We start from the raw sequence: 26,918 nt of genomic DNA on the forward strand, positions 1-26,918 counted from the left end.
CTAACGGTTAGTGTTTTGGAACTGTTGCGGTTTCGTATTTGCTAGGGTTACGGTATGACCGCGCCGCCCGGCCGCCGTGAGCGCAAGAAAGCCGCGACCCGCGAGAAGATCGCCGACACCGCCCTCCGGCTCTTCCTGGAGCGCGGGTACGAGGCGGTGGGAATCCGTGACGTGGCCGCCGAGGCCGACGTGGCCGTCACCACGCTCTTCTCCCACTTCGCCTCGAAGGAGGCCCTGGTCTTCGAGCGGGACGACGACTTCGAGCAACGCCTCACGCGGGCGGTCACCGGCCGGACGCCGGACGAGCCGCTCATCCCCGCGCTGCGCCGTGAGATCGAGGCCCTGGTCCGGCACTGCACGGCGGACGGCGCCGCCCCGATCTGGCGCATGATCGACGAATCGCCCGCCCTGCGGGAGTACGAGGAGTCGATGAGGCTGCGCCACGCGGAGTCGCTGGCAGCGGCCATCGCCGCTGATCCCGAGCTGTCACCGACCACGACGGCGAGCCGGACGATCGCGAGGTTCGTGATCGACGCCTACTCGCTGGCCCGTGAGGCGGCCGATCCGGACGCCGCGCTGGACGAGATCTTCGGGATGATCGAGGCGGCCTGGGCCGTCACCCGCCCCTCCGGGGAGCCCGACGGGAGGGCCGCCCTGTAGCCGGGTCCGGCGCGTCGGGGGGAAGGGCGGCACCGGGTCGGTGTCAGAATCGGCGGGGTCCGGGCCGGGGTTGTCCACGGAGGAGTCGAGATGAGCGGCGGCGGCGAACGACCGGAGTTGGAGCAGGTGCCGGAGACGGCGCTGTGGACGCTGTGGCACCGGGCGCTGGAGGCGCGCCGGCCGGACGCCGTGCTCCACGATCCCGAGGCCGTCGAGCTGGTCGACCGGATCGACTTCCCGTTCGCGGAGCGGTTCGGCGCCAGCGGCGTCCAGGGCCAGCTCCAGGCCCTGCGCGTGGCCTGCTTCGACCGCGAGGTGGCGGACTTCCTGGCGCGGGAGCCGCGCGGCACGGTGGTCTGTCTGGGGGACGGCCTGGAGACCCAGTACTGGCGGGTCGACAACGGACGGGCCCACTGGCTGAGCGTGGACCTGCCCGAGTCGGTGGCGCTGCGGGAGAAGCTGCTGCCTCCCGGGCCGCGTCAGCGCTACCTGGCCGCGGACGCCACCGACCTGGACGCCTGGGCCGACGAGGTGGACCGCGATCAGGCGGTGCTGATCAGTGCGCAAGGACTGCTGATGTACCTTCCGCCCGCCCGGGTGAGGTCCCTGATCGCGGGCTGCGCGGAGCGCTTCCCGGGCGGCTCCCTCGTACTGGACGCCGTCCCGCGCTGGTTCGGCCGACTCGCCTCGGCGGGGAGGATCCGCGGCCGCGGGTACCAGGTGCCGCCGATGCCGTGGGCGATGGACGCGGACGAGCGGGACAAACTCCGCACCGCCAGTCCGGCTGTGGTGGCGGTACGGGATGTCCGGCCGGCCGGCGGCCGCGGACTCCTCGGCGCCCTGCTGCCACTGGCCATGACCGTCCCGCCGCTGGCCAGTCGCCGCCTCTCCGTCACCGTCCTGGACTTCGCCGAGCGGACCGGGCAGGCGTAGCAGTGGGCGACGAACGGGCGGGATGCCGCTCACGCGGTGGATCATGCAGTGTCCGGCGGCGGCCGCACGACGTTTTGCCCAATCTTGAAGGAATGCCGACCGGGCTGGAACTATTGGTGCGGGGGCGCACGTCGTAACCAGGGGTGATCGGCCGGGGGGGCGGGCCGTTCGGCACGTTAGGCTGCGCCCCGGGGGAGCGGCCTGGTGCCGCCATCGGACAACCACCGGGACGGGTGTTCGGCTCCACGGGGAGCCGGGGCCGTTCCGAGCTGCCACGGAGGTGCTGGCCTTGCACATCGACGCCTGGATCGAGAGCGTCCCACCGACTGCGGTGTACGCCCTGATCGGCCTGATCATCGGGCTCGAGTCGCTGGGCATCCCGCTGCCCGGCGAGGTCGCCCTGGTCACGGCGACCCTGATGGCGGTCAAGGGCGTGGTGAGCCCGTGGGGGATCGCGGCCTGCGCGATCGCGGGCGCGATCATCGGCGACTCGATCGGGTACTCGATCGGCCGCAAGGGGGGCAAGCCGCTCTTCGAGAAGCTGGGGCGGAAGTTCCCCAAGCACTTCGGGCCCTCGCACCTGGCCACCGCCGAGCGCTCGTTCCAGAAGTGGGGCATGTGGGCGGTCTTCTTCGGCCGCTTCATCGCGCTGCTGCGCATCTTCGCCGGTCCGCTGGCGGGCGCGCTGAAGATGCCCTACTGGAAGTTCCTGATCGCCAACGTGCTGGGCGGCGTGATCTGGGCCGGCGGTACGACGCTGCTGGTCTTCAAGGTGGGCAAGGCCATCGAGCCGTGGCTGTCCCGGTTCTCCCTGGTGGCCCTGGCGGCGGCCGTCGTGGTGGGCGCGACCTCGGCCTGGCTGATGAAGCGCCGGGCGGCGAAGACCCACGCGAAGATCGAGGCCGAGGAGGCGGCGAAGGCCGCCGAGGCGCTCAAGGCTCCCGTCGCGGAGTGACGGAGCGTAACGGATACTGTGCCGGCGTCGTCGGGCCCCGGAGTAGCATCGGCTGGAACCTGTCGATCTTGCACCACTGGAGGGCCCGATGACGCAGCCGACGCAGCAGACGACGTGGAACGCCGTGGACGCGTACTTCTCCGAGCAGTTGGTCGGCCACGACCCGGCGCTGGAGGCCGCCACGGCCGCCGCCGACGCCGCCGGGCTCCCGAAGATCGCGGTGGCGCCGAACCAGGGCAAGCTGCTGCACCTGCTGGCGCTGACCCAGGGGGCGCGCCGGATCCTGGAGGTCGGCACGCTCGGCGGCTACAGCACGATCTGGCTGGCCCGGGCACTGCCCGCGGACGGCACGCTGATCTCCCTGGAGCTCGACCCCCGGCACGCCGAGGTGGCGCGCGGCAACCTGGCCCGTGCCGGGCTGGGCGAGGTCGCCGAGGTGCGGGTCGGCCGGGCCGCCGACTCGCTGGCGGCGCTGGTCGAGCAGGGCGAAGAGCCCTTCGACCTGGTGTTCATCGATGCGGACAAGCCGAGCAACCCCGAGTACTTCCGCCGGGCGCTCCAGCTGACCGGGCCGGGTTCGCTGATCATCGTCGACAACGTGGTGCGCGGCGGGGCCATCGCCGACGCCGCCAGCACCGACCCGGCGATCGTCGGCACCCGCACCCTGCACGAGCTGATCGCCGCCGAGCCGAGGGTCACCGGGACGTCCGTCCAGACGGTGGGCAGCAAGGGCTACGACGGGTTCACGCTGGTGCGGGTGCAGGGTTGACCGAGGTGCACCTGAGCGAGGTGCAGGGCTGAGCGAGCACAGCGCAGGGCAAGAGAGAAGGAGCGGAGACATCGTGCGCATCGGACTGCTGGGCACCGGCACCTGGGCAGAGCGGGTGCACGCGCCCGTGCTGGCGGAGCACCCCGGGCTGGAGTTCACCGGCGTCTGGGGCCGCCGGCCGGAGGCGGCCGAGGCGCTCGGCGTGGCGCACGGTGTGCCAGGGTACGGCGACCTCGACCGGCTGCTGGCCGAGGTGGACGCGGTCTCCGTCGCGCTGCCGCCGTCCGTCCAGGCGGGGCTCGCCGTACGGGCCGCCGAGGCGGGCCGCCACCTGCTGCTGGACAAGCCGGTCGCGTTCACCGTGCCGGACGCCCGGGCGGTGGCCGAGGCGGTGTGCGCGCACGAGGTGGCCTCGGTGGTGTTCTTCACCGTCCGCTTCGGCGGCGAGCAGATCCCGTGGATCGAGCGGCAGGCGGAGCTCGGCGGCTGGTTCACCGGCCGCTCGGACTGGCTCGGCTCGGTGTTCGCGCCGGGCAGCACCAGCCCGTACGCGGCCTCGCCGTGGCGCCGGGAGAAGGGCGCGCTGTGGGACGTCGGCCCGCACGCGCTGTCCGTGCTGCTCCCGGTGCTGGGCGACGCGACGCAGGTCACGGCGGTCGCCGGGCCGCTGGACACCGTGCACCTGGTGGTGCGGCACGTCGGGGGCGCGTCCAGCACGATGGCGCTCAGCCTGACCGTGCCGCGGGCGGGCGGCGGCGCCGTGATGGAGCTGCGCGGCGAGCACGGGGTGGCGCAACTGCCCGAGCGCGGCGAGGCCCCGACCGTCGCCCTGCACCGGGCGGTGGACGCCCTGCTGGCCTCGGCCGCCTCCGGCGAGCCGCACCCCTGCGCGGCGGACTTCGGTCTGCGGGTGGTGGAGATCCTGGCCGGGGCCGAGCGCTCGCTGGCCGACGGCCGTCCGGTGGACCTGTGAGGCCCGCCACGACGCCTCCGGAGCATGTCCCGGGGCAGGTGCTGCGCTGGAACTTCCACTTCGGCGGGCAGCTGACCAGCTGCCTGCCGATGCGGGTGGTCGAGTGCGGCCCGGACGGGCTGCTGCTCTGGCTGGCGGCCGGTTCGCCGCTGTGGAAGGCCGAGCTGCCCGACGGGCAGCACATCCGGGACATCCCGCCGGAGAGCCACCCGGCCGGGGGCTACCCGATGGTGGCCGGGGAGTGGGACGCGGTCAGCGCGCTGATCCACCAGCCGGCCGGTGAGCCGTACGCGGTCTGGTGGATCTTCGAGCCCGGCAGCGGCTTCTCGCACTGGTACGTGAACCTGGAGCGCCGGGAGTACCGGGGCGAGGAGATCGACGTCCACGACCTGGAACTGGACCTGGAGGTGGACGCCGAACGGCGGTGGCGCTGGAAGGACGAGGAGTCCTTCGCCGCCAAGACCGGGCACCCGGCGTTCTGGAGCGCGGCACAGGCCCGTGCGATCCGGGCGGGCGGCGAGGCGGTGGCGCGGCTGGTCGAGGCGGGGGCGTTCCCCTTCGACGGCACCCACCGCGACTTCGCCCCGCCCGCCGACTGGCCGCTTCCGCCGTTGCCCGCCCGGCCGTAGGGCGTCTCAGGCCGGCGGCAGCGTGGGCCGGGAGTTGTCCGGCCGGCGGTCGGTGGGCCGGGCCGGCGGGATGACCGGGGCGTGGAAGTCGCGCGGGCCGGTCCACAGCGTGGGTACGGCGTCGCTGCGGCGGGCGAGTTCGTAGGCCAGCGCCTCGTAGTTGACGCGCCAGCCGCGGAAGTGCCGCCAGGCTTCCTCGACCGGGCGTTCGTGCGCGAAACCGGCGGCGGTGATCATGGCGACGGCGCCCAGGTACTCGGCGTAGGTGAGGCGGATCGGGGTGTCCGGGTCGGGGTCGGTGTCGAAGTCGACGCGCAGCGAGCGGCCGATGTCGCGCATCGCGGTGAAGCCGGCCCGGATCACCAGCCGGGCCTCGGGCGGGGCAGAGCGCGGGCAGAGGGCGAGGTGCAGGGCGGCGGCGTCCATGACGGCGATCAGGCCGACCACCCAGCTGCGGTTGGGCTGCGGGGAGCGGAAGGACAGCAGCACCGGGTAGTTGGAGTGGCTCTCGCCGATGTCGGCGGCCAGGCGCTCCCAGTCGCGGTAGAGCTGGGGGAGCGCCGTCTCGGTGTCGACCAGGGACTGACGGGCGAGCAGCTCCGGCCCCCAGGCCGGCTCGCCGGCCCGGGACTGGAGCAGGGTCACCTCGGTCTCGCGCCGCTGGTAGGCGGCGTACAGGGTGGGCAGGTAGGCGATCTGCAGGGCGATCACCAGCGGGCCGCTGGCGGCGGCCAGGAAGTCGATCGCGGACAGCTGCAGCCGCTCGCCGCTGGCGTAGCCGAGGGTGAACAGACTGGACCCGGCCTCCCGGATGGACACCGACCAGCTGAGGTCGGAGATGCCGTGCAGCAGCAGGGTGTAGGCGAGCAGCATCCCGCTGAGCCATATCCCGAGCATGCCGAGCAGCACCAGCGGGGCCAGCCAGGTCAGCGCGCGGTCCTGCGCCCGGTAGGTGCCGAACGGCGCGGCCCACAGCCGTAGCACCGTGCGCAGCACCCACCAGAGCCGGTGCACCAGGGCCGAGTAGAGACCGCGGGGGACGACCAGGGTGCGCAGGATGCTGCCCACGACGAGCAGGAGCAGCAGCACGCCGAGCAGCGTGTGGATCAACCTCATGCCGCCATTCTGGCGGTAGGCCGCGGGGGACGGGCTCCCAGGGGCTCCGGGCGGGTTGCGGGCGGGTCCCGCAGGGGTTCCGGGCGGGGTTCCGGGCGGGGTTTTCCACGGCTTCCGCAGGGATCCCGCAAGGGTTCCGCCTACCGCTATGAGCATGATCACACCGGTTTCGCCCGTCCAACGGACCGGCCTGTCGGCGTCTATCCAGTGGAGGGGTCTGTCCCACGAGCGAAGCGGAGAGCAGCCTGTGAGTGCACATCAGGACGGGGAAGTCGAGGAGCGGAAGGCCGGGCGCCGCCGGTGGCGTGCGCTGCGGTGGATCGACTACCCGCGCGGCGGGCGGCGCGGCGTCCGCCGCTGGCTCCCGTCCTGGCGGCAGCTGCTCGTGGTGGTGGGGCTCCCGGCGGTGGCGCTGACGGCGCTGGCGGCCTGGTTCTACGCGACCACGGAGGTCCCGGACGACCTGAACGCCTTCGCCACCCAGCAGAACAACGTCTACTACTGGGCCGACGGCACCGAGATGGCCCGGATCGGCGACACCAACCGGCAGGAGGTGCCGCTGGACCAGGTGCCGGAGCCGGTGCAGTGGGCCGTGCTGTCCGCCGAGAACGAGACCTTCTACTCGGACCCGGGGATCTCCCTCAAGGGCATCAGCCGTGCGGTCTACGAGATGCTCTCGGGCGGCGACACCCAGGGCGGCTCGACCATCACCCAGCAGTACGTGAAGAACATCTACCTGAACCAGCGCCAGGACGTCTCCCGCAAGCTCAGCGAGATGGTCATCGCGGTCAAGCTGGACCGGCGGATGAGCAAGCGGGAGATCCTGGCCGGCTACCTGAACACCAGCTGGTTCGGGCGCGGCAGTTACGGCATCGAGCGCGCCGCGGCGGCGTACTACGGCAAGGACGTCTCGCAGCTGAACCCGAGCGAAGGCGCCTTCCTGGCAGCCCTGTTGAAGGGGGCCGGGCAGTACGACCCGGCGCTGGGCGCGGCCAACCACGAGCGGGCCGAGGAACGGTGGTCCTGGATCCTGGACCGGATGGTGGAGGCCGGCAAGCTGTCCGCCGCCGAGCGCGCCACGTACACGGTGTTCCCGGAGCCCCGGCCGCAGCCGAAGGCGGCCGGGCTGAGCGGGCAGGTCGGGTACCTGGTGGACATGGCCCGGAGCTACGTGGAGAGCCACACCGACATCACGCCCGCCCAGTTCGACCTCGGCGGCCACCAGATCTTCACCACCTTCGAGAAGCCGAAGGTCAACGCCCTGGCCGCGGCGGTGCAGGAGGCCACCAAGGGCATCGACCCCGGCAGCCGGGAGGCCGACAAGCTGGTGAAGGTCGGCGCCGCGTCGGTGGCCCTCGACGGGCGGATCGTGGCGCTGTACGGCGGCCCCGACTACCTGAAACAGGGCTTCGACAACGCCAATGCCTCGACCGTGCCGATGGGTTCGGCCTTCACCCCGCTGGTGTACGCCGCCGGGCTCGACCAGGGCGTCCAGCGCCGGCGCGACGGCAACCGGACCCCGGTGACACCCGGCACCACCTACGACGGCGACAACGGCGTGAACGTGACGACCCCGGAGGGCCCGTACTGGGGGCGCGACGGGAAGACCGTGAAGACCGCCAACGACGGCAAGCGGAACTGGGGCCAGGTGACCCTGCGCAGCGCCGTGGAGCAGTCCGTCAACGGGCCGATGATGCAGCTCGCCATGGACGTCGGCCTGGACCGGGTGCAGCAGACCGCGGCCGCCCTGGGCCTGCTGCCGGACAGCATGGGCGAGTTGGTGCCCGCCTTCGGCGTCGGCAACTCCAAGCCGAGCGCGATCCGGGCCGCCGACGCCTACGCCGCCTTCGCGGCCGGCGGCCGCCACACCGACCCGTACTCGGTGCTCAGGATCACCCGCAACGGCGCGCAGCTCGACCTGCGGCTGCCGACCGCCGTTCAGGCGCTGCCCCCGTCGGTGGCGGCGGACGTCGACACGGCGCTCAAGGGGGCGGTGCGCGGCGGCAGCGCCCAGTCGCTCGCCGAGGCGGGCCCGGGCCTGGCGGCCAAGCCCGGCACCACCCCGGACCGTACGGCCGGATGGACCGTCGGCTACAACGGGCAGCTGTCCACGGCGGTCACCGTCTTCCGGGCGGACCTGAAGGACATGAAGCTGTTGTCATTGGAGGGCCTCGGCGGGGCAGCGCCGGACACCCCGGACTCCGAACTGCCGGGCCGGATCTGGACCTCGTACATGAAGGAGGCGGGCCGGTAGGAGAATTCCGGTAGAACAGGGGGGTGAAGATCAACGGCATCACCTATGACACCGGCACCCCGACCGTCGACGGCTCCGTCACCCGTCCGGACCTCACGGCGGCGACGATGCGGCGGGAACTCGCCGCCGTCGCCGGCGAACTGCACTGCACCGCGGTCCGGATCACCGGCGACGACGTCACGAGGATGCGGCAGGCCGCGGAGACGGCCATCGGCCTCGGCCTGGCGGTGTGGCTCTCCCCGATGCTGCCGAACGCGGACGAGGCGGCGACGCTGGGAGCCGTCGCCGCTGCGGCCGAGGTCGCCGGGGAGCTCCACCGGGCCGGCGGCGACGTCACCCTGGTGGTCGGCTGCGAGCTGAGCGCCTTCATGACCGGACTGGTTCCGGGTACGGACATCGCCGCCCGGCTGGCCGCGCTGGCGGACCCGATGAGCTGGCCGCCGGAGTACTTCGCGGCCGGTCCGCCGCCGGTCCGGTTCAACGCCTTGCTGGCCACCGCCGTCGCCACCGCCCGGAAGCACTTCGACGGTCCGGTCACCTACGCCGCCGGGCTGTGGGAGGACGTCGACTGGACGCCCTTCGACCTGGTGGCGGTCGACGCCTACCGGGACGCCGCCAACGCGGCGACCCTCCGGACCACGCTCGAAGCGCTGCACGGGCACGGGAAGCCGGTGGTGGTGGCCGAGTTCGGCTGCGCCGCGTTCACCGGGGCGGCCGACCACGGCGCCCTGGCCTGGACCCTGGTCGACCGCACGGACGGCGTCCGCCGACCGCGCCCCGGACTGGTCCGGGACGAGGCGGCCCAGGCCGCCGAACTCACCTTGCTCATCGAGCTGTTCACGGCGGCGGGGCTGGCCGGAGCGTTCGTCTTCACCTATGTGACCCCCGCCTACCCGGCGTCCGACGACCCCCGGGAGGACCTGGACACGGTCGGCTACGGCCTGGTCCGCTCCTGGCCGGACGGGCGCACCACGCCCAAGGCCGCCTTCGGGGCCGTGGCCCGGGCGTACGCGCCGCCCGGCATCGGCTGAGGTCCTCGCCGGATCAGCCCTCCCGCACCCAGGGCCAGGAGCTTCTCCGGGTCGCGGACCACCCGGATCCGGGTGACCCGGCCGTCGTCCGAGACCTCGAAGGAGGCCACCGTGGTGCTCGGCATCGCGCACGTCCCTGCGGTCCACCTCCTGCTGGGGGTGCGGATGTTCGGGCTCAGCGTGCTCGCCCTGGCGCGGCGCACCGGCTGAGGGGGTCCTGCTGGATCGCCTGCCCGCCCGGCCGCCCGCCCGGCCGGCTGCCCGCGCGTCACTTCACCAGGCGGGACCAGTCGGCCGGTTGGCCGGGGTCGAGCTGGCGCAGCTTGTCGAGGACCTTCGGATCCTGGGCGTCCAGCCAGTCGGCGACCTGGCGGAAGGTGACGCAGCGGACGCCGTCCCGGTGGCAGACGTCCTTCACCACGTCCTCGATGGCCTGCATGTAGATGCCGCCGTTCCAGTCCTCGAAGTGGTTCCCGATGAACAGCGGGGCCCGGCTGCCGTTGTAGACGCGCTCGAAGCCGGCGAGGTAGCTCTCCTTGGTCTCCTTCTCCCACTCGTCGAACTTCTTCGGATCGCCCTTGGAGGTGTTCCCGGACTGGCCGGCGAGGAAGTTGAAGTCCATAGAGAGGCCCTGGGAGCCCTTCGCCGGGAAGGGCAGCAGCTGGAGCGGAAAGTTCCAGATGCCGTCCTTCTTGCTCGGCCAGACCTGGAACTCGCCGGGGGAGCTGGCGTCGTAGCGGAAGCCCGCCGCCTTCTCGGCCGGGAGGAGGTTCTTCTGCCCCTCCAGGCAGGGGGCTCGGCCGCCGACCAGTTCCTTGGTGTAGTCGAAGGGAAGCGGCGGGAGGTCCTTGTAGCCCGTGTTGGTCTTCCAGTTGGTGACGAAGGAGACGGCCTGGTCCAGCTCGCTCTTCCACTCCTCGGCGCTCCAGTCGTCACCGCCCTTCTTCCCGCAGAAGTGCCCGTTGAAGTGGGTGCCGATCTCGTTGCCGTCCAGCCAGGCCAGGCGCAACTGCTCCAGGGTGTCCTTGATGTGGGCGTCGGTGGCGTAGTCGATCGAGGCGGCGCCCGGGTCGTGCTGGGGCGGGTGGTAGAGGGTGCGCTTGGACCTGGGGAGGGTGTAGATGCCGCTCAGGAAGTACGTCATCTGCGCGTTGTTCTCCGCGCCCAGCTTGCGGAAGCGGGAGAACAGGTGGTCGTCGCCCTCCAGGCCGCCGTCCCAGGAGAAGACGACGAACTGCGGTGGCTTCTCGCCCGGTTTGAGCTTCTCGGGCGTGGGCTGCTTTGGCTGGGGGCCGGTGTAGGAGGTGGAGCCGTCGCCGAGGACGTGGACCTTGCCGTCCCAGGTCGGCGTCGGGGTGGGGGTGGGAGCGGGGGTGCCGGCGGGTTCCGGTTCCGGCTCCGCTTCAGGGGCGGTGGGATCGGGGGCGGCGGCGTTCGGTCTGCCCCGCGAGAAGGAGTCTCCCGTGGTGAGTGTGAGGGACGCGACGACCCCCACGGCCAACAGGACGACCGCACCGCGAGCAGTCCGCACGGATTCCCCTTCTCCCGGCCTACAGTTCGATCGAACAGAACATTCATGTGATCGATGACCTGAGGGACGGAAAAGGTTGCACGGGTCGTCGAACAATCTCGCGAACGGGAGCGCGGGGGTTCAGGAAGCGGGGGCCGCCGGAGGCGCGCCAGTGGTCGCGGCGTCGTAGAGGTCCCGGGTGGCGGAGCCGAACGAGGCGCTGTAGGAGATCTGGGGGGTGTTGCCCCCGGTGTGGTAGCCCCCGATGATTCCGATCACCGCCCAGCCGCCCGGCCACGGCACCAGCATGGGCCCGCCCGAGGTCCCGCCGACGAAGCCGTCGCACGCGATGCGTTCGAAGGTGCCCGGATCCGCCGGGTCGTCGCTGGCCCACCAGGTGGTCCAGCTCAGGCACTCCAGCGGTTTCGGCGCGCCGCCCGGGTACCCGATCATCCGGACCGGAGCGTGGAACCAGCCGGTGCCAGTGAGCAGCCGGACCGCGCCCACCGCGTCCTCCAGCCGCTCGCCGTCCTGGTTGGGCTCGGTCACGGCGAACCCGAAGTCGTAGGCGGCGCCCGCGTGTTCACCCTTGTCGTAGTACTCCTGCGGGACGTAGACGCCGTTGCTCCTGACCGGGAAGATGCCGAACGGCTTGAGTCCGTCGTGGTACTGCGGGACGAAGCCCAGGTTCCGCTCGGGGGCGGTGCCGGAGTAGCCCTTGAGGCAGTGCCCCGCGCTCAGCACCAGGTCGTGGTCGGGACTGTGCACCACGGAGGCGCTGCACGTACGACCGGTGCCGCCGGCGTCGGTCCAGAAGAACGTGCCCACTGGGGGGATGCCGTCGAAGCTCCTGCTCGACGGGATGAACTCCCCGGGCCGGGGGCCGTCCGCCGGGGCCGCCGCTGCCGTACTCGGTGCGGTCGGTGCGGTCGGTGCGGTGGGTGCGGTGGGTGGGGCGGGTGGGGCGGGGGCGGGCAGGGCGGCCGCCATGCGGGCCGGGGTCCAGTACGCGTTGAGCCGCTTCGCGGTCGGGTTGGCCGGGCCCGGTGTTGCGGCGCCGGCGGCGGGGACAGGCCCGGTCGTCAGGAGCAGGGTGGTTGCTGCGGCGGTGGCACGGCTGATGAGCCTCGTCCTGCGCACCATCAGGTGTCCTTCCTGCGTCGGTGGGCCGATGGTTCAAGGCTCCCGTGGAAGGACCGTGGGCGCTACGCCAGTGCGCTGTTTCCCATGGACCGGCCCGTGGAGCACGCCGCCGACGTCAGGCGACGATGACGACCTTGCCCGCGACGGTGCGTGACTCTGCCAGGGCGAGCGCGGCCGCGGCCTGGTCCAGCGGGAACTCCGCGGCGACCTGGGCGGTGAGAGTGCCGTCGGCGAGCAGGGTCAGCACCTGGGTGAGGTCCTCGCGCAGGCGGGCGCGGAAGGACGCGGGGCGGCGCTTGCCCGCCCAGAGGTTGTAGAAGTGCGCGGACCTGCCGTTGGGGAGGAGGTTCCACAGGGCCAGCCGGGCGAACAGCTTCAGCACCGGGAGCCGCGAGTTGCCGGCCTCGTCCTTGGTGGCGGCGGTGCCGTAGGACACCAGGGTCCCACCGCGGCGCAGCAGCCGCCAGGACTCCTCCAGCCCGGCGCCGCCGACGTGGTCGAACACCGCGTCGACGCCGTGCGGTGCGAGCTGCCGGATGCGGCGGTACTGCTCGGGGTCGCGGTAGTCGACGGGGGTGGCGCCCAGGGCGCGGACGGCGTCGTGGTGCCGTGCGGAGGCCGTGCCGATCACCGTGATCCCGGCGTGCCGGGCCAGCTGGACGAGGGTGGAGCCGACGCCGCCGTTGGCGCCCAGCACGACGATGGTGGCGCCCCGGGAGACCTTCGCGGTGCGGTGCAGCATCTGCCAGGCCGTCACGCCGTTGACCACCACGGTCTCCGCGTCGGCGGCCGCCACCCCGTCCGGTACGGGGACGGCGTCAGCGGCGTCGAGCAGCAGGTGGCTGGCCCAGGCCCCGGTCTTGGTGACGGCGGCGACGCGGCGCCCGACCATCGCGGGGTCGACGCCGGGGCCGGTCGCGACCACCGTGCCGACCACGTCGTAGCCGGGCACGAAGGGGAAGGGCGGCTGGTCGTAGTACTTGCCTCGGCGCATCTGCTGCTCGGCGAAGGAGACGCCGGTGGCCTCCATCTGCAGCAGGACCCGGCCCGCGGTCGGCGGCGGGAGGTCGCGGGTGCGGAGCCGGAGGCCGCTCGGCTCGACCTCGCCCGGCAGGACGACCTCGGTGGCGGGGGTGGCGACGGGGTTGCTCATGGCGTGCTCCGTTTCGGGGCGGTGGCGGTGACGGTTGTGGCTACGGCCGTAAAGTTACAGGTGTAAGTTCACGGCCCGCAAGGGCTGCCGGTCGTAAGTTTTCACCTGTAAGCTCACGCCATGGGAAACGACGAACCGAGCACGCCCCCCGCCCGCGCCCGCAACCGCCGCGGGGAAGGTGCCCGTCTGCACGAGGACATCGTGGCGGCGGCGGTCGAACTGCTCGACGAGGCCGGCACCGAGAGCGCCGTCACGCTGCGGTCGGTGGCCCGCCGGGTCGGGATCGCCGCGCCGTCGATCTACCGGCACTTCCCCGACCAGCCGGCCATCATGCTGGCCGTGGTGCGGCAGGCCTTCGACGAGTTGGAGGCCCAGCTGCGGGCAGCCCTGGGCAGTGCTGGTGAGGATCCCCGGCAGCGGCTGTTCGCCCTTTGCCATGCCTACCTGGGGTTCTCCCGGGAGCACCCCGAGCGCTACCGGACCATGTTCGGCGGCGTCTGGGTGCCCGCGCTGCAGGACAGCAGCGTGACGGTGGATGATATGAGCGCCCTCGGGCAGGGGGTGCTCCAGTTGCTCATCGAGGCTCTGGGCGCGTGCGTGGCCGCGGGCGTGTCCGGCAGTGATGATCCCTACGCGGACACCGTGGCCCTCTGGCTGGGCCTGCACGGGCTGGCCCACCAGCGGGCGGTCACGGTCGCCTTCGCCTGGCCCGAGGACATCGCCGACCGGCTCGTCGTCGCGCTGGCGCGGCTGAAGAGTTAGCTGGCGGGGGAGTTGGTGCGGGTCCAGGCGAGGGCCTGGGCGTAGGAGTAGAAGCGGAGCGGCTCGTCGGCCGGGGGGAGGGCCTTGACGAGGTGGGTGGTGGTGCGGTCGCGGACGACCCAGACCTGGTAGGAGGCGCCGTGCGGGGCGTCGGCGGGGAGGATGGCGTAGCGCTCGGTCATCGCCGGGTCGCGATCTGGATGAAGCCGGAGGCCTTCTCCACGCGCTCGGCGAACTCGTTGAACTCGCCGTCGATGGGGGAGATTGTCGCCTTGGTGGGGACGAGGATCGCGCCGGCTCGGCGGTCGAGGAGGCGCTGAAGGGCGGCCTGGAGCATGGGCCGGTGCTCGGGCCCCTTCGCGTGGGTCTCGTCGTCGACGACGGTGAGGGAGATGTCCCAGTTGAAGGTGTTGGCGTAGGACTCGCACATGCGCAACTCGCGCTCGGGGAAGGCCGAGTTGCTCTTGGCGAGGTAGACCACCACCTCGACTCGGCTGGCCTGCGGGGGCTGGGGGCAGGACATGGCTGCTCCTCTCCGTAGTTGTGGGACTACCAGGAGTGCTTACTGTCCGCTAGGCTTGGCAATCGTTCAACTTGCCTGCGTTTCAGGTGGAATCGGGTGTGAGCGATGAACCGCAAAGAGCTTGACCCAACAGCCTCCCCGCGGGAGTCCTTCGGCGCGCTACTTCGCAGCTCGCGTGAGGCGCTGGGCTGGACCCAGCAGGATCTGGCTGCGGCGAGTGGGTACTCGGACAGCTACATCTCGGCGGTGGAAACCGGCCGCAAATCCACCAGTCGAGATTTCGTCAGGGCGGTCGACAAGGCGCTCGGGACCGGCCAGACGCTTGAGCTGATGTGGGTCGGGATGCGGCGGAAGGGCTTTCTGGAGGGCTTCCCCGAGCATGCTGCGCAGGAGGCCCGCGCGGCCGAGATCAGGATCTTCGAACCGAATCTCATTCCTGGACTGTTCCAGACCAAGGCCTATGCTTCTGCGATCGAGGCTGGCGCGGTGCATCGAGGAAGCAGCACGCAGGACCAAGCCGAGGAGCGAGTGAAGTTCCTCGTGACGCGACAGCGACTCCTCAAGCGCGCTCAACCGCCCGTGGTCCATGCGGTGATAGACGAGAGTGCCCTCCGAAGGCCGGTGGGTGGTAGTGCGATCATGCGTGCGCAACTTGATCACTTGGCCGAGATGGCGGCCAGGCCTCATGTGATCTTCCAGGTAGCCCCCTTCGGCCTGGCTGAGCATGCCCCATTCCGCTCCTTCCTCACGTTGTTGACGTTTGCCGACCGTTCCGTGGTCGGCTACACCGAGACAGCGGATCACGGCTTCGTCGTGCGCGAAGACAGGACTGTCAGGGCGTGGGAAAAGGCCTACGATCGGTTGCAGGTGGAAGCGCTGACCCGAGCCGCATCCCTTGACCTGATTCGCAAGGCCCGAGAGGAACTTTGACCCATGATCCGCCTAGACCTGTCCCGCGCTTCCTGGTTCAAGTCGTCGTACTCCGGCAACGGCGGTTCCTGCGTGGAGGTCGCGGGCGACTTCCCCGGCGTCGTTCCCGTCCGCGACTCGAAGGACCCTGAGGGCCCGGCACTGGTCTTCCCGGTCGAGGCGTGGAAGTCCTTCGTCGCTGCGGCTGCCTCGGGCGAGTTCGGCGACATCTAGTCCCATCCGTCTTCCCTGCGAGCCTCCGGACTGACCAGTCCGGGGGCTCGTGGCATTGACAGGAGGGTCCTTGCGCTGAATGCTAAGCAAGCGCTTAGTCATCGATCTCGCCACCCTCAGGAGCCGCCCGATGTCCGAGACCCCCACCGATCCGCCCGGCCTGGATCTGGGCCGCCTCCGCTCGTACCTGGACCAAAAGCTCCCGGGGATCGTCCAGGGGTCTCTGCGTGCCGACCTCATCGAGGGGGGCCGCTCCAACCTCACGTACGTCCTCAGCGACGACGCCTCCCGCTGGGTCCTGCGCCGCCCCCCGCTCGGGCACGTCCTGGCCACCGCGCACGACATGGGCCGGGAGTACCGCGTGATGTCCGCCCTCCGTGACACCGGCGTTCCCGTCCCCAACATGCTCCTGATCGACCACGACACCGACGTCCTCGGCGCTCCCTGGTACCTCATGGAGCACCTCCCGGGCGTCGCGCACCGGTCCCGGACGACCCTGGCCGCCGTCGGCGAACAGCGGGTCGCCGCGCTCGGCCGCCGCCTGGTCGAGACCCTCGCCGCCCTCCACAGGATCGACCCGTCCACCGTCGGCCTCGCCGACTTCGGCCGGCCCGACGGCTACCTGGAGCGCCAGCTGAGCCGCTGGTCCAAGCAGCTCGCCGCCTCCCGCAGCCGCGACCTCCCCGACCTCGACCGGCTGCACGCCCTCCTCTCCGACCGCCTCCCGACCTCTCCGGCCCCCGCCCTGGTCCACGGCGACTACCGCCTCGACAACGTCCTGGTCGACGACTCCGACACGATCACCGCCGTCCTCGACTGGGAGATGTCCACCCTCGGCGACCCGCTCACCGACATCGGCCTCCTGGTGATGTACACCGAGCTGGCCGGCGTCGGCGGCGGCATCATCCCCTCCGCCATGACCGCCCCCGGCTTCCCCAAGGCCGACGAAATCGTCTCGTACTACGCCGAGTTGACCGGACGCCAGGCCGCCGACCTCGACTGGTACGTGGCCTTCGCCTCCTTCAAGCTGGCCGCCGTCGCCGAGGGCATCCACTACCGCTTCCAGCAGGGCCGCACCCTGGGCGCCGGTTTCGAGCGCGCGGGCGAGATGGCCCCGATCCTCGCCCGGCACGGCCTCGGCACCCTCAAGGAGAACTGATGGACTTCGCCTACGACGCCCGCACGAACGAACTCCGTGAGCAGCTGCTCGCGTTCATGGACCAGCACGTCCACCCCGCCGAGCCCGTCCTGGCCGCCCAGCTCGCCGACCCCGCCCGTGAGCCCTGGGCCGTCCCGTCCGTCGTCGCCGACCTCCAGGCGGAGGCCCGCAAGCAGGGCCTGTGGAACCTCTTCATCCCCGGCGAGCACGGCGCCGGACTCACCAACCTCCAGTACGCCCCGCTCGCCGAGATCACCGGCCGCAGTATCCAGTTGGCCCCGCCCGCCCTCAACTGCGCCGCCCCCGACACCGGCAACATGGAGCTGCTCGCCCAGTTCGGCAGCGCCGAGCAGAAGGAGCGCTGGCTGCGCCCGCTCCTCGACGCCGAGATCCGCTCCGCGTTCGCGATGACCGAGCCCGAGGTCGCCTCCTCGGACGCCACCAACATCGCCACCCGGATCGAGCGCGACGGCGACGAGTACGTCGTCAACGGCCGCAAGTGGTACATCACCGGCGCGATGAACCCGGACTGCAAGCTGTTCATCGTGATGGGCAAGACCGATCCGACCGCCGAACCGCACCGCCAGCAGAGCATGGTGATCGTCCCGCGCGACACCCCGGGCGTCACCGTCAAGCGCGGCATGACCGTCTTCGGCTACGACGACGCCGACCACGGCGGCCACGCCGAGGTGCTGTTCGACGGCGTCCGCGTCCCGGCCGAGAACCTGATCGGCGAGGAGGGCACCGGCTTCGCCATCGCGCAGGCACGGCTCGGCCCGGGCCGGATCCACCACTGCATGCGGGCCATCGGCATCGCCGAACGCGCCCTGGAGCTCATGTGCCGCCGGGCGAGCGAGCGGGTGGCCTTCGGCCGTCCGCTGGCCGAGCAGGGCGTGGTGCAGGACTGGATCGCCGAATCCCGGGTGCGGATCGAGCAGTTGCGGCTGCTCGTCCTCAAGACCGCCTGGCTGATGGACACCGTCGGCAACCGCGGCGCCCACACCGAGATCCAGGCCATCAAGATCGCCACCCCGCGCACCGTCGAGTGGATCCTCGACAAGGCCGTCCAGGCCCACGGCGCCGCGGGCGTCAGCCAGGACACCCCGCTGGCCCAGCTGTGGGCGGGCAACCGCACCCTGCGGCTCGCCGACGGGCCGGACGAGGTCCACAGGCGCTCGCTGGCCCGCCGGGAGCTCAAGCGGTACCGCTGATGCGCGATGAGGCAGCCCTCGCGTTCGGTCCTCGGTGATCCCCTTCTACTCTGACGGGCATGACTGAGGCTCTGATGAACCGCTACCGACCGGCTGTGCAACCTCTGCTGGAGCCGGGCGAAGACCTGGTGGACGTCGCGAAGGTAATTCCGGCCGCCGGGGCGGAGGGGGTCGGGGACGGCGCCGGAGCGGCGATCGGCAACGCGCTGGCGCGGATCGGTGCGGTGACGGGGGAGTCGGGCAGCATCGCCCGCAGCTTCCCGAAGGCGGAGGGCGGGGTGGCGGCCAAGCTGCTGGTGGTGACCGACCGCCGGACCGCCTTCGTCACGGTCGGGCCGGACATCCGCAAGGTCGGCCGACTGCTGTGGCACGTCCCGCGCAGCGTGGTGGCGCGGGTGGAACGGCGCCCGCGACTCCAGGCCATGGCGAGGTTCCGGCTGTGCTTCGCGGACGGCTCCGCGGTCTCGATGTACACCATGCGGCGCCGCACCGTGGAGGCCCTGGCCGACCATCTCGGGCGGTAGCGCCCGCACGAGGGTCATACCCGAGTACCCAGGACGACTTGGCTCCTCGGTATGACGGATTCCGACCGCCCCGCCCGTAGCGTTCCCCTCGTCAACGGAACACGACGAGGAGGCAGTGGGATGGGCAGGCGGGGACGGGCCGTGGCGGCGGTACTGCTGGTGGCGTCGGCGGCGCTCGGGGTGGCGGGTGCGCCCGGGGCGGTGGCGGTGGCGGTGGCGGCGCCGGCGGACGGTGGCGGACGGCAGGCCGCGGCGTGGCTGCCGCAGCCGACCGGGCCGTACCCGATCGGGACCACCTCGCTGCACCTGACCGACGCCGGGCGGGAGGACCCCTGGCACCCCGGGCACGAGCGCGAGCTGATGATCAGCTTCTGGTACCCGACCGCCCGCCCGGCCGCCGGGCAGGAGCGGGCCCGCTACATGGCGCCCTCCGCCGGGGAGCACTTCGGCAGCGACACCGGCGCGGGAAAGCTCAACTACGGTCTGCAGCCCGGCAGTACGGACTGGTCCGGCATCCTCACCCACGCCCGGCAGGACGCCCCGGCCCGCCCCGGCGGATCGCGCCCGGTGGTGCTGTACTCGCCCGGGCTCGGCGACCCGCGCAGCTGGGGCACGGCCCTGGTCGAGGACCTCGCCTCGCGCGGCTACGTCGTCGTCACCATCGACCACACCTACGACGCCTCCGAAGTCGCCTTCCCCGGCGGGGACCTGGCCACCTCGGTGTTCCCCGCCATGATGGGGCAGCCCGGCCTGGACATCGGCGCCGTGCTGCGCAAGTCCATGGCCACCCGGGTCGACGACACCCGCTTCGTGCTGGACGAACTCGCCGGGCTGCGCCGCTTCTCCGGCCTGCCGACCGGCCTCGCCGCCTCGCTGGACCTCCAGCGGATCGGCATGGTCGGCCACTCGGCGGGCGGTTTCACCGCCCTGCAGACCATGCACGACGACCCGCGGATCGCGGCCGGGATCAACATGGACGGTCAGATGCACTTCCCCGGCCCGGACGGGCAGACCGGCGTCTTCCTGCCGAGCGTCGCCCAGGACGGCCTGGACCGCCCGTTCCTGCTGATGGGCACCAGGAGCAACGACTCCGGCAGCTACCACGGACAGCCCGGCTGGGACGCGCTGTGGCAGAACAGCACCGGCTGGCACGCCGACCTCACCCTGGAGGGCTCCCGGCACGGCTCCTACACCGATGCGGAGTCCCTGCTGCCCCAACTCGCCCGCCAGGGCGCGATCAGCCCCGAAGGGCTGGCCTCGGAGGTCGGGACCATCCGCCCCGACCGCGCCGAACTCGCCACCCGCTCCTACGTGGCGTCCTTCTTCGACCGCTGGCTGCGCGGCCACGACGACCACCTGCTGGACGGCCCCTCGGCACGCTTCCCGGAGATGACGTACGAGCGGTAGTCCCTTGCGCAGGACAGGGCCGTGCCCGGGGCCGACTGGAGTGGCCCCGGGCACGGCGGCGGGGTTCGTCAGGCGAGCGCCAGGCTGATCTGGTCGTCGAAGACCACCCAGTGCTGTCCGGGGTCGGCGGCGTTGCACGGCCTGGTGCCGACGCTCGGGCTCTGCCAGACGTTGGCGAGGCAGTGGGCCGGGGCGAAGGTGAGGGTGATCTGCTGGCCCGAGACGGTCCAGTACTGCCCCTGGTCATTGGGGTCGCACGGCTTCACCGAGACGGTCTGGGTACCCCAGGTGTTGGCGAGGCAGTAGCCCCGGGCGTTGCTGAGGGAGATCTGCTCGCCCGAGAGGGTCCAGTGCTGGCCGAGGTCGCTGGGGTAGCACGGCTTGGTGCCGATGTTCGGGGTGTTCCAGGTGTTGGCGAGGCAGTAGAGGCCGGGGGTGCGCGGGCTCGCCTGCGCGGTGTCGGCGGCGCCCGCCCCGACGGCCGGCAGGAAGGAGGCCGTCAGCGCCAGGGCCGCGACGGCGAGGGTCTTGCGGAGAGCAAACACCATGACGAGTCGGTTCCGTTCTCGCTGAAGGTCGTGCGGATCGCACACGACCGTGGTGGGCTTCAGCAGCTCGGGCTCGAGTGCGTGCCAATTTGAGCATCGCTCGTTGGCGAACTAGTAGAGTCGGCCTACGTATTCATGCGAACGGCTCATCATGGGTGGTCTGGTGTTCGAGGGTTGAATTTCGGTCGAAACCTTGCTTCAGGAGTGCAGGTGTGCTGCGACGTACGGGGCGGCGATCTGGTCCACGCCTCGGGTGCGGCCGAAGGCCGGGTGGACGTTGACCTCGAAGACCACGCCGCCGCTCTCGGCGGCGAGGTCGACGCCGGCCAGCGGGAGGCCCAGGGACTTGGTCGCGAGGATCGCCAACTCTGCTATACCAGGCGGTAGTTCGTCGATCTCCAGGGTGGTCGAGGAGGCGCCCTGGCACTCGTTGCAGGGGGCGTCCGGATCCGGCTGGACGTGCTCCACCGCGCGGACGGCCCGGCCGTCGAGGACGACCACCCGGTACTGGTGGCGCCGCCCGTCGGCGGTGAAGTTCCGGGCGTCCCGGGCGATCAGCCAGTCCTGCCCGAGGTCAGCGTAGTGCCGTGCTGCGGCAGCGAGTTGGGCGTGGTCGGTGACGTGGAAGACGTCGTTCCCGCCCATGCCGACGCACGGCCGGGCCCAGACGTCGCCGCCGAGTCGTGCGAAGGCCTCGGCGGCGGCCTCCGGCGTCGGCCGGGAGAGCGTGATCGTCGGCATGTGCGGTACGCCGTCGCGGGTGAAACGCTCGACCGTGCGGTCCTTCTCGGTCGCCGTGCGCCAGGCCTCGACGTCGGTGCCCAGCGAGCGGACGCCGGAGGCGCGCAGCAGCCGCTGGCAGTGGGCGAAGGCGGGGCGCCGGTGCGGCGGGATCTCGTAGACGACCACCGCGTCCGTGGTCACGACGCGCCCCTCGGCCTCCAGTCGGACGGTCCCGTCGCCCACCGCCTCGATCCGGCCGGTGCAGGCGGCGCTGCCCGTGCCGTCCGTCATGAAGTGCCGGGCGTCCAGCTGGACTGGCTCGCGGCCGGTCAGCCGCCGGGCGGCGACGGCCATCACCTCCCGGGTGCCTTCGGTCGAGCTGTGGTCGGTCAGAAGAACGAGATCCCGTCGGCTCATGGAGCCATGGAAACGGCGCGCACCCGGACGCGGCAAGGAGGCCTGGTGAGCCATCCGGGTGCGGCCGTGGCCTGAACCGGCCCGGCCCGGCCCGGCCCGGCCCGGCGTCGGTGGGCGGTGCGCACCGGCTTGCCGACGGTGCGTCCGACCCCGCCGAGCCGGGGCGGCCCCAGCTCAGGGTGTTCAGCCCACGCCGACCACGTTGGTCTGGGAGAGCGGGAAGCAGCTGGGAGTCTCCTTGGTCAGCGAGATGTCCAGGCTTCCGACCGTGGCCGGGTGGAGCGATCCCTCGGGGACGGTGTTGAGCAGAAGCAGGCTCTCACCGGGCGGGATGGCGGCCGGATGAAGGACGGCGATGCGGCCGTTGGCGGGGTCCAGCGACATCACCTCCTCCAGTCCGTTGCTATTGGTGGCCACCGAGGTGCGGCAGGACGCCGAGGGCTTCATGACCAGGGCCGGCACTCCCACGGAGCGCAGCGCCTCCTGGAGCCCGGACCATTCGGCGCCCATCAGCTGGAAGGAGACGGTGCCGTCCTTGTTGGGGGTCACCGTGTAGGAGGCGGTGCTGAGCCGCACAGCGGTGGCAGACGGTACGGGAGCCGACGGGCCCGAGGGAGCCGCAGGAGCCGCGGGGGTCGCGGGGGTGGCGCCGGTGTGCGGTACCAGGACGACCGCAGTGACGGCCGCGGCCAGCCCGAAGCCGGTCACCACCACCCTGCGGGTGTGGCGCGGCCGGACCCGGACCGGGGCGGCCGCGGCGGGCAGGTCGGCGGCACGGGCGGTGAGTTCGTCGGCGAGCTGCTGCCGGAAGTGGGCGGGCGTGGTCACGGGGCAACCTCCAGAAGGTTCACGGACGTGCCGGCGGTGTCGTGGGTCTCCGGGGTGCCCCGGGTGGCGGTGCTGTCGGTGCTGCCGGGTGTGCCGGTCGGCGGGGCGGCCTTCTGCAGCGCCTTGCGGGCCCGGTGCAGTCGCACCCGGGCGGTGGCGGCGGTGATGCCCAGCGCCTTGGCGGTCTCGCGGACGGCCAGCCCGTCGACGGTCACCAGGTCCAGCACCGCGCGCAGCGGCTCCGACAGGGCGGCGTGCCGCGCCGCCAGCGCCCGGGCCTCCCGGGCCGCGTCGATGCGTTCCTCGATCGCGGACACGTCCTGGTCGTCCAGCATCCGCTGGCCGGCGATCCTGGCCACCGCCCTGAACTCGCGGGCACTGCCGCGGAAGTGCGAGGCCACGACGTTGCGGGCGATGCCGTACAGCCAGGCGGCCGGCGTGCCGCGGCGGGCGTCGTAGTTGTCGGCCTGCTCCAGCGCCGTGAGGAAGATGTCGGCCGTCAGATCGGCCGCCAGGTGCACGCTGTCGGTGCGCCGGGTGACGAATCCGAGCACGGCGTCGAACTGTTGCTGGTAGAAGACGGCGAAGGCCGCCGGGTCACGCGAGGGTGGTGCTATCGGGTGCTCCGCTGACACGGGTGAACTCCTTGGAACGGCGAGCACTGCCTTACGCCACTACTTGGCTCGGGCCGTCCGGGGCGTTACACGGGCCGTGCCCGGTCAGCGGATCTCCGAGCCCGGGTTGGCCTCGTCCCACTCCCGGCGGGAGGTGACGATCGCGTCGTGGTGGGAGTAGGACCAGTCGACCATCGCCCGCACCAGGTGGGTGAGGCTGTGGCCGAGCGGGGTCAGCTCGTACTCCACCTGCGGGGGGACGGTCGGGTGGACGGTCCTGGAGACCAGGCCGTCGCGCTCCAGGCGGCGCACCGTCAGGGTCAGCATCCGCTGCGAGATCCCCGGCAGGGCGCGCTGCAGCTCGCGGAACCGCCGTACGCCCTGGGCGAGTTCGACGACGGCCAGGACCGACCAGCGGTCGCCGAGGCGGTTCAGCAGGTCGCGGATGCCGCAGTCGACGCCGTCGTCGCACCAGACCACCGGCCGGCGGGTGGTTACCGCGGTGTGCCCTACTGACATGGAAGTGCCTCCTTACGCCGGAGGCCCAGGCTACCGAGGATGGTCACGTCCTCAGCGACCAGCCGTCCGAAGGAGAAACATGCTGCTCGTCACCGGTGTCAACGGAGGGCTCGGCGCCCTCGTCCTGGAGCGCCTCGCCGGCCGTGCGGACGTCGTCGCCGGGAGCCGGACACCCGAGCGGGTCCGGGCCGAACTGCCCGCCCGGCTGGTGGACTTCGACCGGCCGGAGACCCTGGCCGCGGCCTTCGAGGGCGTCCGGACGCTGCTGCTGATCTCGGCGGGCGCCGCCGAGGACGACGTGGTGACCGCCCGGCACGGCGCGGCGATCGAGGCCGCAGAGAAGGCCGGCGTCGAGCACGTGGTCTATACCAGCCTGTCCGGCGACGGCGACCACCTGCCCTACGCGCTGGCGCACCGCTGGACCGAGCGGCGGCTGCGCGAGTCCGGCACCCTGCGCTGGACGGTGCTGCGCAACGGCCTCTACGCGGAGCTGCTGGCCGGGATCGCCGCTCCCGGCCCGGACGGGGTGATCACCGCGCCGCTGGGCACCGGTCGGCTGGCGGCGGTGGCCCGGGCCGACCTCGCCGAGGTGGCGGTGAACGTCGCCCTGGCACCCGCGCGGCACGCCGGCCGGACGTACGAGCTGGTGGGGGAGCGGGCGGTGGGCGGCGCGGAGGTGGCCGAGGTGCTGGGCGCCGAGTACCGCCCGGGCCGGCTCACCGACGCCCGGGCGGCGGTGGCGGCCTCGGACGCCCTCGACTTCCAGGTGCCGATGGTGCTGGGCACCTACTCGGCGATCGCCCACGGCTTCCTGGCCGGGCCGGGCGGGCCGGGCGATCTGGCGGCCCTGCTCGGCCGCCCGCCCCGCCCGGCCCTGGAGGTCATCGCCGGGCCGGCGTCAGTCGGCTAGCACCGCGATCCGGCCCGTGCTGCGCCCGTCGGCGACCAGCTGGACGGCCTCGGCCGCCCCGGCCAGCGGCACCCGGGCGCTGACCAGCGGCCGGACCACGCCCTGCTCGGCGAGCTTGGTCAGCTCGTCGTGGGCGGCCCGGACGGCGCGCGGGTCGTGGGTGTTATAGAGGCCCCAGTGCAGGCCGAGGATCGCGTAGTTCTTCACCAGGGCGTGGTTGAGCGCGGGCGCCGGGATCTGCCCGGCGGCGAAGCCCACCACCACGATCCGGCCCTCGAAGGCCACGCACCTGGTGGAGCCGGTGTAGGCGTCACCGCCGACCGGGTCGAAGACCACGTCGGCGCCGCGCCCGCCGGTGAACTCCTTGACGGCGGCGACGAAGTCCCCGGCCGTCCGGTCGACCACGAGGTCGGCACCGAGGGCACGGGCCGTCTCCGCCTTGGCCGGGCCGCCGACCACGGCGACCACCCGGGCCCCGGCGGCCCGGCCGAGCTGGACGGCCGCGCTGCCGACCCCGCCGGCCGCCGCGTGCACCAGCAGGGTCTCCCCGGCCCGCAGCCGGGCCCGGCGGTGCAGGGCGAACCAGGCCGTCTGGTAGCCGATGTGCAGCGCCGCCGCCTCGGCGTCGTCCAGCGCTTCGGGCGCCGGGAACGCGGCCGCGGCGTCCAGCAGCGCGTACTCGGCGAAGGCGCCGTGCGGCAGCACCGGGTTGCCGATCAGCCGCTCGCCCCGCCGGGCGCCGTCCGCGACCTCGCCGCACAGCTCCACCCCGGGGGTGAACGGCAGCGGCGGACGGACCTGGTACTGCCCGCGCACCATCAGCGCGTCCGGGAAGTTCACCGCCGCGGCCCGGACCCGCACCAGCAGCTGCCCCGGGCCGGGCACCGGCCGTGCCACGTCGTCGGCCAGCCGCATCACCGCGGCCGGCTCGCCGAGCTCACCCACCTGCCAGGCCCTCACAGCACCTCGCTCCTCTCCAGTCCCTGCTGGAGCCGGTTCATCCCGGCGATCCAGCGGTCCGGGTCGGTGGCCCGGACGCGGTAGTACTCGGCGGTCTCGGGGTGCGGCAGGATCAGGAAGCGGTCCTCCCGCAGCGCGTCGAGCGCCGCTCCGGCGACGACCTCCGGCTCCAGCGCGGTCGGCGCGAGCAGCGCCTCGCCGACCGCGCCGGTGGAGGCCAGCATGTCGGTGCGCACGCCCTGCGGGCACAGCGCGTGCACCTTGACGCCCCGGTGTTGGTAGGTGGCGGACAGCCACTCGGCGAAGGCGAGTGCGCCGTGCTTGCTGACGGCGTACGGCGCCGAGCCGAGCATGGTGAGCAGCCCGGCGGCGGAGACGGTGGCCAGGAAGCGGCCCTGGCCGCGCTCGAGCCAGTGGGGGAGCAGCAGTTCGGCGGCCCGGACGTGGGCCAGCACGTTGACCTCCCAGGCGCTCGCCCAGGCCGTGGCGGGCGCGTCGGCGCCGCCGACCGGGGCGACGCCCGCGTTGGCGCACCACACGTCGATCTCGCCGAGTTCCGCGCGGGCCCGGCCGACCAGGGCGGCCAGACCGGTGGCGGAGGCGGCGTCCCCGGGCAGTGCGACGCCGCCGCAGTCCTCGGCGACGGCGCGGGCGGCCCCGGCGTCCAGGTCGTTGACCACCACCCGGGCGCCGGACGCGGCGAAGGCCCGGGCCAGCGCGGCGCCGATGCCCCGGCCGGCGCCGGTCACCACTACGCCCTGGCCCTCGAAGGCGCCGTGCTCGCTCACAGGCCACCGCCGAGGGTGACTCCGCCGTCCACCACCAGGGTCTGGCCGGTGATCCAGTCGGCCGCCGGGGAGAGCAGGAAGGCGACCGCCCCGGCGATGTCCTCCGGGACGCCGAGCCGGCCCAGCGGGTAGGCCTTGGCGACCTTCTCCTCGCGGCCCTCGTACAGCGCCTCGGCGAACTTGGTCTTCACCACGGCCGGGGCGACGGCGTTGACCCGGATGCCCTGCGGGCCCAGCTCGGCGCCGAGTTCGGTGGTGAGCCGTATCAGCGCGGCCTTGCTGACGCCGTACATGCCGATCCCGAGGGAGGCGCGGATGCCGGCGATCGAGGCGACGTTGACGACCGAGCCGCCGTGCTCGCCCATCCAGGCGGCGTGTGCCCGGCGGGTCCAGGCCAGCGGGCCGAGCACGTTGACGGCCATGATCTTGGCGGCGGCGGCCTCCTCGGTCTCCAGGACCGGCCCGTACGCCGGGTTGATGCCGGTGTTGTTGACCAGGTGGTCGAGCCGGCCGAAGGCCTCCAGGGTGCGGGCGACGGCCTCCTCCTGGTGGGCCGGGTCGTCGGCCTTGCCCGCGACGGCGATCGCGTTCTCCGGACCGCCGAGGTCGCGGACGGCCTCGGCGAGCGGCTCGGCGTTGCGGGCGGTGAGGCAGACCTTGGCGCCGCGCCCGACCAGTTCGCGCGCGATGCCGAGGCCGATGCCGCGGCTCGATCCGGTCACGACGGCCACCCGGCCCTTGAAGGAGTGCACCACG

31 protein-coding genes are annotated in these 26,918 nt (G+C 72.5%); 17 read left to right on the forward strand and 14 right to left on the reverse strand.

Annotated elements, in window-relative coordinates:
* The first annotated feature begins 54 nt into the window (after positions 1–54).
* From BOQ63_RS37705 to BOQ63_RS37730, 6 genes are all read left to right on the forward strand, one after another.
* A complete protein-coding gene (locus BOQ63_RS37705; protein ID WP_072655780.1) occupies positions 55–660 on the forward strand; it encodes a TetR/AcrR family transcriptional regulator in 606 nt (201 codons plus the stop codon).
* Between the two features lie 90 nt (positions 661–750).
* Positions 751–1,593 carry a class I SAM-dependent methyltransferase gene (locus tag BOQ63_RS37710; RefSeq protein ID WP_072655781.1) on the forward strand — a complete coding sequence of 281 codons (843 nt, stop codon included), beginning with the start codon at positions 751–753 and terminating at the stop codon, positions 1,591–1,593.
* Positions 1,594–1,882: 289 nt separating this feature from the next.
* Complete coding sequence (locus tag BOQ63_RS37715) at positions 1,883–2,548, forward strand: DedA family protein (RefSeq protein WP_030278707.1); 666 nt, start codon at positions 1,883–1,885, stop codon at positions 2,546–2,548.
* 88 nt (positions 2,549–2,636) lie between these two features.
* Positions 2,637–3,317, forward strand: coding sequence for an O-methyltransferase (locus BOQ63_RS37720; protein WP_030278705.1), 681 nt, complete (start codon positions 2,637–2,639; stop codon positions 3,315–3,317).
* Positions 3,318–3,390: 73 nt separating this feature from the next.
* On the forward strand, positions 3,391–4,290 hold the full coding sequence (locus tag BOQ63_RS37725) for a Gfo/Idh/MocA family protein (protein ID WP_072655782.1): 900 nt from the start codon (positions 3,391–3,393) through the stop codon (positions 4,288–4,290).
* A complete protein-coding gene (locus BOQ63_RS37730; protein WP_072655783.1) occupies positions 4,287–4,919 on the forward strand; it encodes a ribonuclease FAU-1 family protein in 633 nt (210 codons plus the stop codon). Before BOQ63_RS37725 ends, BOQ63_RS37730 begins: the two co-directional genes overlap by 4 nt.
* A 6-nt stretch (positions 4,920–4,925) precedes the next feature.
* On the opposite strand, the gene BOQ63_RS37735 is transcribed toward BOQ63_RS37730, so the two are convergent.
* Positions 4,926–6,035 (reverse strand): hypothetical protein, encoded by a 1,110-nt coding sequence (locus tag BOQ63_RS37735; RefSeq protein WP_030550625.1) that lies wholly within the window; start codon positions 6,033–6,035, stop codon positions 4,926–4,928.
* A 247-nt stretch (positions 6,036–6,282) separates the two neighbouring features.
* On the opposite strand from BOQ63_RS37735, the gene BOQ63_RS37740 reads away from it, so the two are divergent.
* The 3 genes from BOQ63_RS37740 (at position 6,283) to BOQ63_RS37750 (ending at position 9,530) form a co-directional block, all read left to right on the forward strand.
* Entirely contained in the window at positions 6,283–8,289 is a 2,007-nt protein-coding gene (locus tag BOQ63_RS37740; RefSeq protein WP_046386278.1) for a transglycosylase domain-containing protein, read from the forward strand.
* 23 nt (positions 8,290–8,312) lie between these two features.
* Complete coding sequence (locus tag BOQ63_RS37745; RefSeq protein WP_072655784.1) at positions 8,313–9,320, forward strand: glycoside hydrolase family 113 protein; 1,008 nt, start codon at positions 8,313–8,315, stop codon at positions 9,318–9,320.
* Between the two features lie 72 nt (positions 9,321–9,392).
* On the forward strand, positions 9,393–9,530 hold the full coding sequence (locus tag BOQ63_RS37750) for a hypothetical protein (RefSeq protein ID WP_167395709.1): 138 nt from the start codon (positions 9,393–9,395) through the stop codon (positions 9,528–9,530).
* A 58-nt stretch (positions 9,531–9,588) separates the two neighbouring features.
* On the opposite strand, the gene BOQ63_RS37755 is transcribed toward BOQ63_RS37750, so the two are convergent.
* The 3 genes from BOQ63_RS37755 to BOQ63_RS37765 all read right to left on the reverse strand — a co-directional run bounded on the left by BOQ63_RS37755 (position 9,589) and on the right by BOQ63_RS37765 (position 13,126).
* Positions 9,589–10,851, reverse strand: coding sequence for a polysaccharide deacetylase family protein (locus BOQ63_RS37755; protein ID WP_072655785.1), 1,263 nt, complete (start codon positions 10,849–10,851; stop codon positions 9,589–9,591).
* A gap of 120 nt (positions 10,852–10,971) precedes the next feature.
* Complete coding sequence (locus BOQ63_RS37760) at positions 10,972–11,973, reverse strand: trypsin-like serine peptidase (RefSeq protein ID WP_150476276.1); 1,002 nt, start codon at positions 11,971–11,973, stop codon at positions 10,972–10,974.
* Between the two features lie 115 nt (positions 11,974–12,088).
* On the reverse strand, positions 12,089–13,126 hold the full coding sequence (locus BOQ63_RS37765) for a medium chain dehydrogenase/reductase family protein (RefSeq protein ID WP_072655786.1): 1,038 nt from the start codon (positions 13,124–13,126) through the stop codon (positions 12,089–12,091).
* 120 nt (positions 13,127–13,246) lie between these two features.
* Between BOQ63_RS37765 and BOQ63_RS37770 the strand changes: the two genes are divergently transcribed.
* Positions 13,247–13,888 (forward strand): TetR/AcrR family transcriptional regulator, encoded by a 642-nt coding sequence (locus tag BOQ63_RS37770; protein WP_072655787.1) that lies wholly within the window; start codon positions 13,247–13,249, stop codon positions 13,886–13,888.
* Here BOQ63_RS37770 and BOQ63_RS37775 read toward each other — a convergent pair.
* Both BOQ63_RS37775 and BOQ63_RS37780 read right to left on the reverse strand, forming a co-directional pair.
* A complete protein-coding gene (locus BOQ63_RS37775; RefSeq protein ID WP_030278685.1) occupies positions 13,885–14,070 on the reverse strand; it encodes a hypothetical protein in 186 nt (61 codons plus the stop codon). The genes BOQ63_RS37770 and BOQ63_RS37775 overlap by 4 nt on opposite strands.
* Complete coding sequence (locus BOQ63_RS37780; RefSeq protein ID WP_072655788.1) at positions 14,067–14,411, reverse strand: recombinase family protein; 345 nt, start codon at positions 14,409–14,411, stop codon at positions 14,067–14,069. Before BOQ63_RS37780 ends, BOQ63_RS37775 begins: the two co-directional genes overlap by 4 nt.
* Positions 14,412–14,516: 105 nt before the next feature.
* Here BOQ63_RS37780 and BOQ63_RS37785 point away from each other — a divergent pair, with 105 nt between their 5' ends.
* From BOQ63_RS37785 to BOQ63_RS37810, 6 genes are all read left to right on the forward strand, one after another.
* Complete coding sequence (locus BOQ63_RS37785; protein ID WP_072655789.1) at positions 14,517–15,341, forward strand: helix-turn-helix domain-containing protein; 825 nt, start codon at positions 14,517–14,519, stop codon at positions 15,339–15,341.
* 3 nt (positions 15,342–15,344) lie between these two features.
* A complete protein-coding gene (locus tag BOQ63_RS37790) occupies positions 15,345–15,554 on the forward strand; it encodes a DUF397 domain-containing protein (protein ID WP_072655790.1) in 210 nt (69 codons plus the stop codon).
* Positions 15,555–15,684: 130 nt separating this feature from the next.
* Positions 15,685–16,713 (forward strand): phosphotransferase family protein, encoded by a 1,029-nt coding sequence (locus BOQ63_RS37795; protein WP_030278677.1) that lies wholly within the window; start codon positions 15,685–15,687, stop codon positions 16,711–16,713.
* Positions 16,713–17,924, forward strand: coding sequence for an acyl-CoA dehydrogenase family protein (locus BOQ63_RS37800; RefSeq protein WP_072655791.1), 1,212 nt, complete (start codon positions 16,713–16,715; stop codon positions 17,922–17,924). Before BOQ63_RS37795 ends, BOQ63_RS37800 begins: the two co-directional genes overlap by 1 nt.
* A 59-nt stretch (positions 17,925–17,983) precedes the next feature.
* Positions 17,984–18,448 carry a hypothetical protein gene (locus BOQ63_RS37805; protein ID WP_141763793.1) on the forward strand — a complete coding sequence of 155 codons (465 nt, stop codon included), beginning with the start codon at positions 17,984–17,986 and terminating at the stop codon, positions 18,446–18,448.
* A gap of 120 nt (positions 18,449–18,568) precedes the next feature.
* Positions 18,569–19,855, forward strand: a complete 1,287-nt coding sequence (locus BOQ63_RS37810) for an alpha/beta hydrolase family protein (RefSeq protein ID WP_072655792.1) — start codon at positions 18,569–18,571, stop codon at positions 19,853–19,855.
* 68 nt (positions 19,856–19,923) lie between these two features.
* Here the strand turns inward: BOQ63_RS37810 and BOQ63_RS37815 are convergent, their stop codons facing one another.
* The 5 genes from BOQ63_RS37815 to BOQ63_RS37835 form a co-directional block, all read right to left on the reverse strand.
* The gene (locus tag BOQ63_RS37815) at positions 19,924–20,403 is read right to left on the reverse strand and encodes a ricin-type beta-trefoil lectin domain protein (RefSeq protein WP_037828201.1); all 480 of its coding nucleotides are present in this window, start codon (positions 20,401–20,403) and stop codon (positions 19,924–19,926) included.
* Positions 20,404–20,601: 198 nt separating this feature from the next.
* The gene (locus BOQ63_RS37820) at positions 20,602–21,543 is read right to left on the reverse strand and encodes an ATP-grasp domain-containing protein (RefSeq protein ID WP_072655793.1); all 942 of its coding nucleotides are present in this window, start codon (positions 21,541–21,543) and stop codon (positions 20,602–20,604) included.
* A 183-nt stretch (positions 21,544–21,726) separates the two neighbouring features.
* Positions 21,727–22,371, reverse strand: a complete 645-nt coding sequence (locus BOQ63_RS37825) for a hypothetical protein (protein WP_030278668.1) — start codon at positions 22,369–22,371, stop codon at positions 21,727–21,729.
* Positions 22,368–23,006, reverse strand: coding sequence for an RNA polymerase sigma factor (locus BOQ63_RS37830; RefSeq protein WP_078938471.1), 639 nt, complete (start codon positions 23,004–23,006; stop codon positions 22,368–22,370). Before BOQ63_RS37830 ends, BOQ63_RS37825 begins: the two co-directional genes overlap by 4 nt.
* Before the next feature lie 84 nt (positions 23,007–23,090).
* Entirely contained in the window at positions 23,091–23,504 is a 414-nt protein-coding gene (locus tag BOQ63_RS37835; protein ID WP_030278663.1) for a winged helix-turn-helix transcriptional regulator, read from the reverse strand.
* Positions 23,505–23,583: 79 nt separating this feature from the next.
* On the opposite strand from BOQ63_RS37835, the gene BOQ63_RS37840 reads away from it, so the two are divergent.
* Positions 23,584–24,414, forward strand: a complete 831-nt coding sequence (locus BOQ63_RS37840) for an NAD(P)H-binding protein (protein WP_150476277.1) — start codon at positions 23,584–23,586, stop codon at positions 24,412–24,414.
* Here BOQ63_RS37840 and BOQ63_RS37845 read toward each other — a convergent pair.
* Genes BOQ63_RS37845 through BOQ63_RS37855 form a run of 3 tightly spaced genes read right to left on the reverse strand, consistent with a single transcriptional unit; the run spans position 24,403 to position 26,917 of the window.
* The gene (locus BOQ63_RS37845) at positions 24,403–25,374 is read right to left on the reverse strand and encodes an NADPH:quinone oxidoreductase family protein (protein WP_030278660.1); all 972 of its coding nucleotides are present in this window, start codon (positions 25,372–25,374) and stop codon (positions 24,403–24,405) included. The two genes, BOQ63_RS37840 and BOQ63_RS37845, sit on opposite strands and share 12 nt — an antisense overlap.
* Positions 25,371–26,162, reverse strand: a complete 792-nt coding sequence (locus tag BOQ63_RS37850) for an SDR family NAD(P)-dependent oxidoreductase (protein ID WP_030278657.1) — start codon at positions 26,160–26,162, stop codon at positions 25,371–25,373. Before BOQ63_RS37850 ends, BOQ63_RS37845 begins: the two co-directional genes overlap by 4 nt.
* Positions 26,159–26,917 (reverse strand): SDR family oxidoreductase, encoded by a 759-nt coding sequence (locus BOQ63_RS37855; protein ID WP_072655794.1) that lies wholly within the window; start codon positions 26,915–26,917, stop codon positions 26,159–26,161. The genes BOQ63_RS37850 and BOQ63_RS37855 overlap by 4 nt, the downstream gene beginning before the upstream one ends.
* Position 26,918 lies beyond the last annotated feature (1 nt).

The organism is Streptomyces viridifaciens, from assembly GCF_001888885.2.
GTDB classification, from domain to species: Bacteria; Actinomycetota; Actinomycetes; order Streptomycetales; family Streptomycetaceae; genus Kitasatospora; species Kitasatospora aureofaciens.

Coding starts and splice junctions, on each gene's coding strand:
- BOQ63_RS37705 (WP_072655780.1), top strand. CDS start 55: ATGACCGCGCCGCCCGGCCGCCGTGAGCGCAAGAAAGCCGCGACCCGC.
- BOQ63_RS37710 (WP_072655781.1), top strand. CDS start 751: ATGAGCGGCGGCGGCGAACGACCGGAGTTGGAGCAGGTGCCGGAGACG.
- BOQ63_RS37720 (WP_030278705.1), top strand. CDS start 2,637: ATGACGCAGCCGACGCAGCAGACGACGTGGAACGCCGTGGACGCGTAC.
- BOQ63_RS37735 (WP_030550625.1), bottom strand. CDS start 6,035: ATGAGGTTGATCCACACGCTGCTCGGCGTGCTGCTGCTCCTGCTCGTC.
- BOQ63_RS37760 (WP_150476276.1), bottom strand. CDS start 11,973: ATGGTGCGCAGGACGAGGCTCATCAGCCGTGCCACCGCCGCAGCAACC.
- BOQ63_RS37765 (WP_072655786.1), bottom strand. CDS start 13,126: ATGAGCAACCCCGTCGCCACCCCCGCCACCGAGGTCGTCCTGCCGGGC.
- BOQ63_RS37770 (WP_072655787.1), top strand. CDS start 13,247: ATGGGAAACGACGAACCGAGCACGCCCCCCGCCCGCGCCCGCAACCGC.
- BOQ63_RS37775 (WP_030278685.1), bottom strand. CDS start 14,070: ATGACCGAGCGCTACGCCATCCTCCCCGCCGACGCCCCGCACGGCGCC.
- BOQ63_RS37780 (WP_072655788.1), bottom strand. CDS start 14,411: ATGTCCTGCCCCCAGCCCCCGCAGGCCAGCCGAGTCGAGGTGGTGGTC.
- BOQ63_RS37785 (WP_072655789.1), top strand. CDS start 14,517: ATGAACCGCAAAGAGCTTGACCCAACAGCCTCCCCGCGGGAGTCCTTC.
- BOQ63_RS37790 (WP_072655790.1), top strand. CDS start 15,345: ATGATCCGCCTAGACCTGTCCCGCGCTTCCTGGTTCAAGTCGTCGTAC.
- BOQ63_RS37795 (WP_030278677.1), top strand. CDS start 15,685: ATGTCCGAGACCCCCACCGATCCGCCCGGCCTGGATCTGGGCCGCCTC.
- BOQ63_RS37800 (WP_072655791.1), top strand. CDS start 16,713: ATGGACTTCGCCTACGACGCCCGCACGAACGAACTCCGTGAGCAGCTG.
- BOQ63_RS37805 (WP_141763793.1), top strand. CDS start 17,984: ATGACTGAGGCTCTGATGAACCGCTACCGACCGGCTGTGCAACCTCTG.
- BOQ63_RS37810 (WP_072655792.1), top strand. CDS start 18,569: ATGGGCAGGCGGGGACGGGCCGTGGCGGCGGTACTGCTGGTGGCGTCG.
- BOQ63_RS37815 (WP_037828201.1), bottom strand. CDS start 20,403: ATGGTGTTTGCTCTCCGCAAGACCCTCGCCGTCGCGGCCCTGGCGCTG.
- BOQ63_RS37820 (WP_072655793.1), bottom strand. CDS start 21,543: ATGAGCCGACGGGATCTCGTTCTTCTGACCGACCACAGCTCGACCGAA.
- BOQ63_RS37835 (WP_030278663.1), bottom strand. CDS start 23,504: ATGTCAGTAGGGCACACCGCGGTAACCACCCGCCGGCCGGTGGTCTGG.
- BOQ63_RS37840 (WP_150476277.1), top strand. CDS start 23,584: ATGCTGCTCGTCACCGGTGTCAACGGAGGGCTCGGCGCCCTCGTCCTG.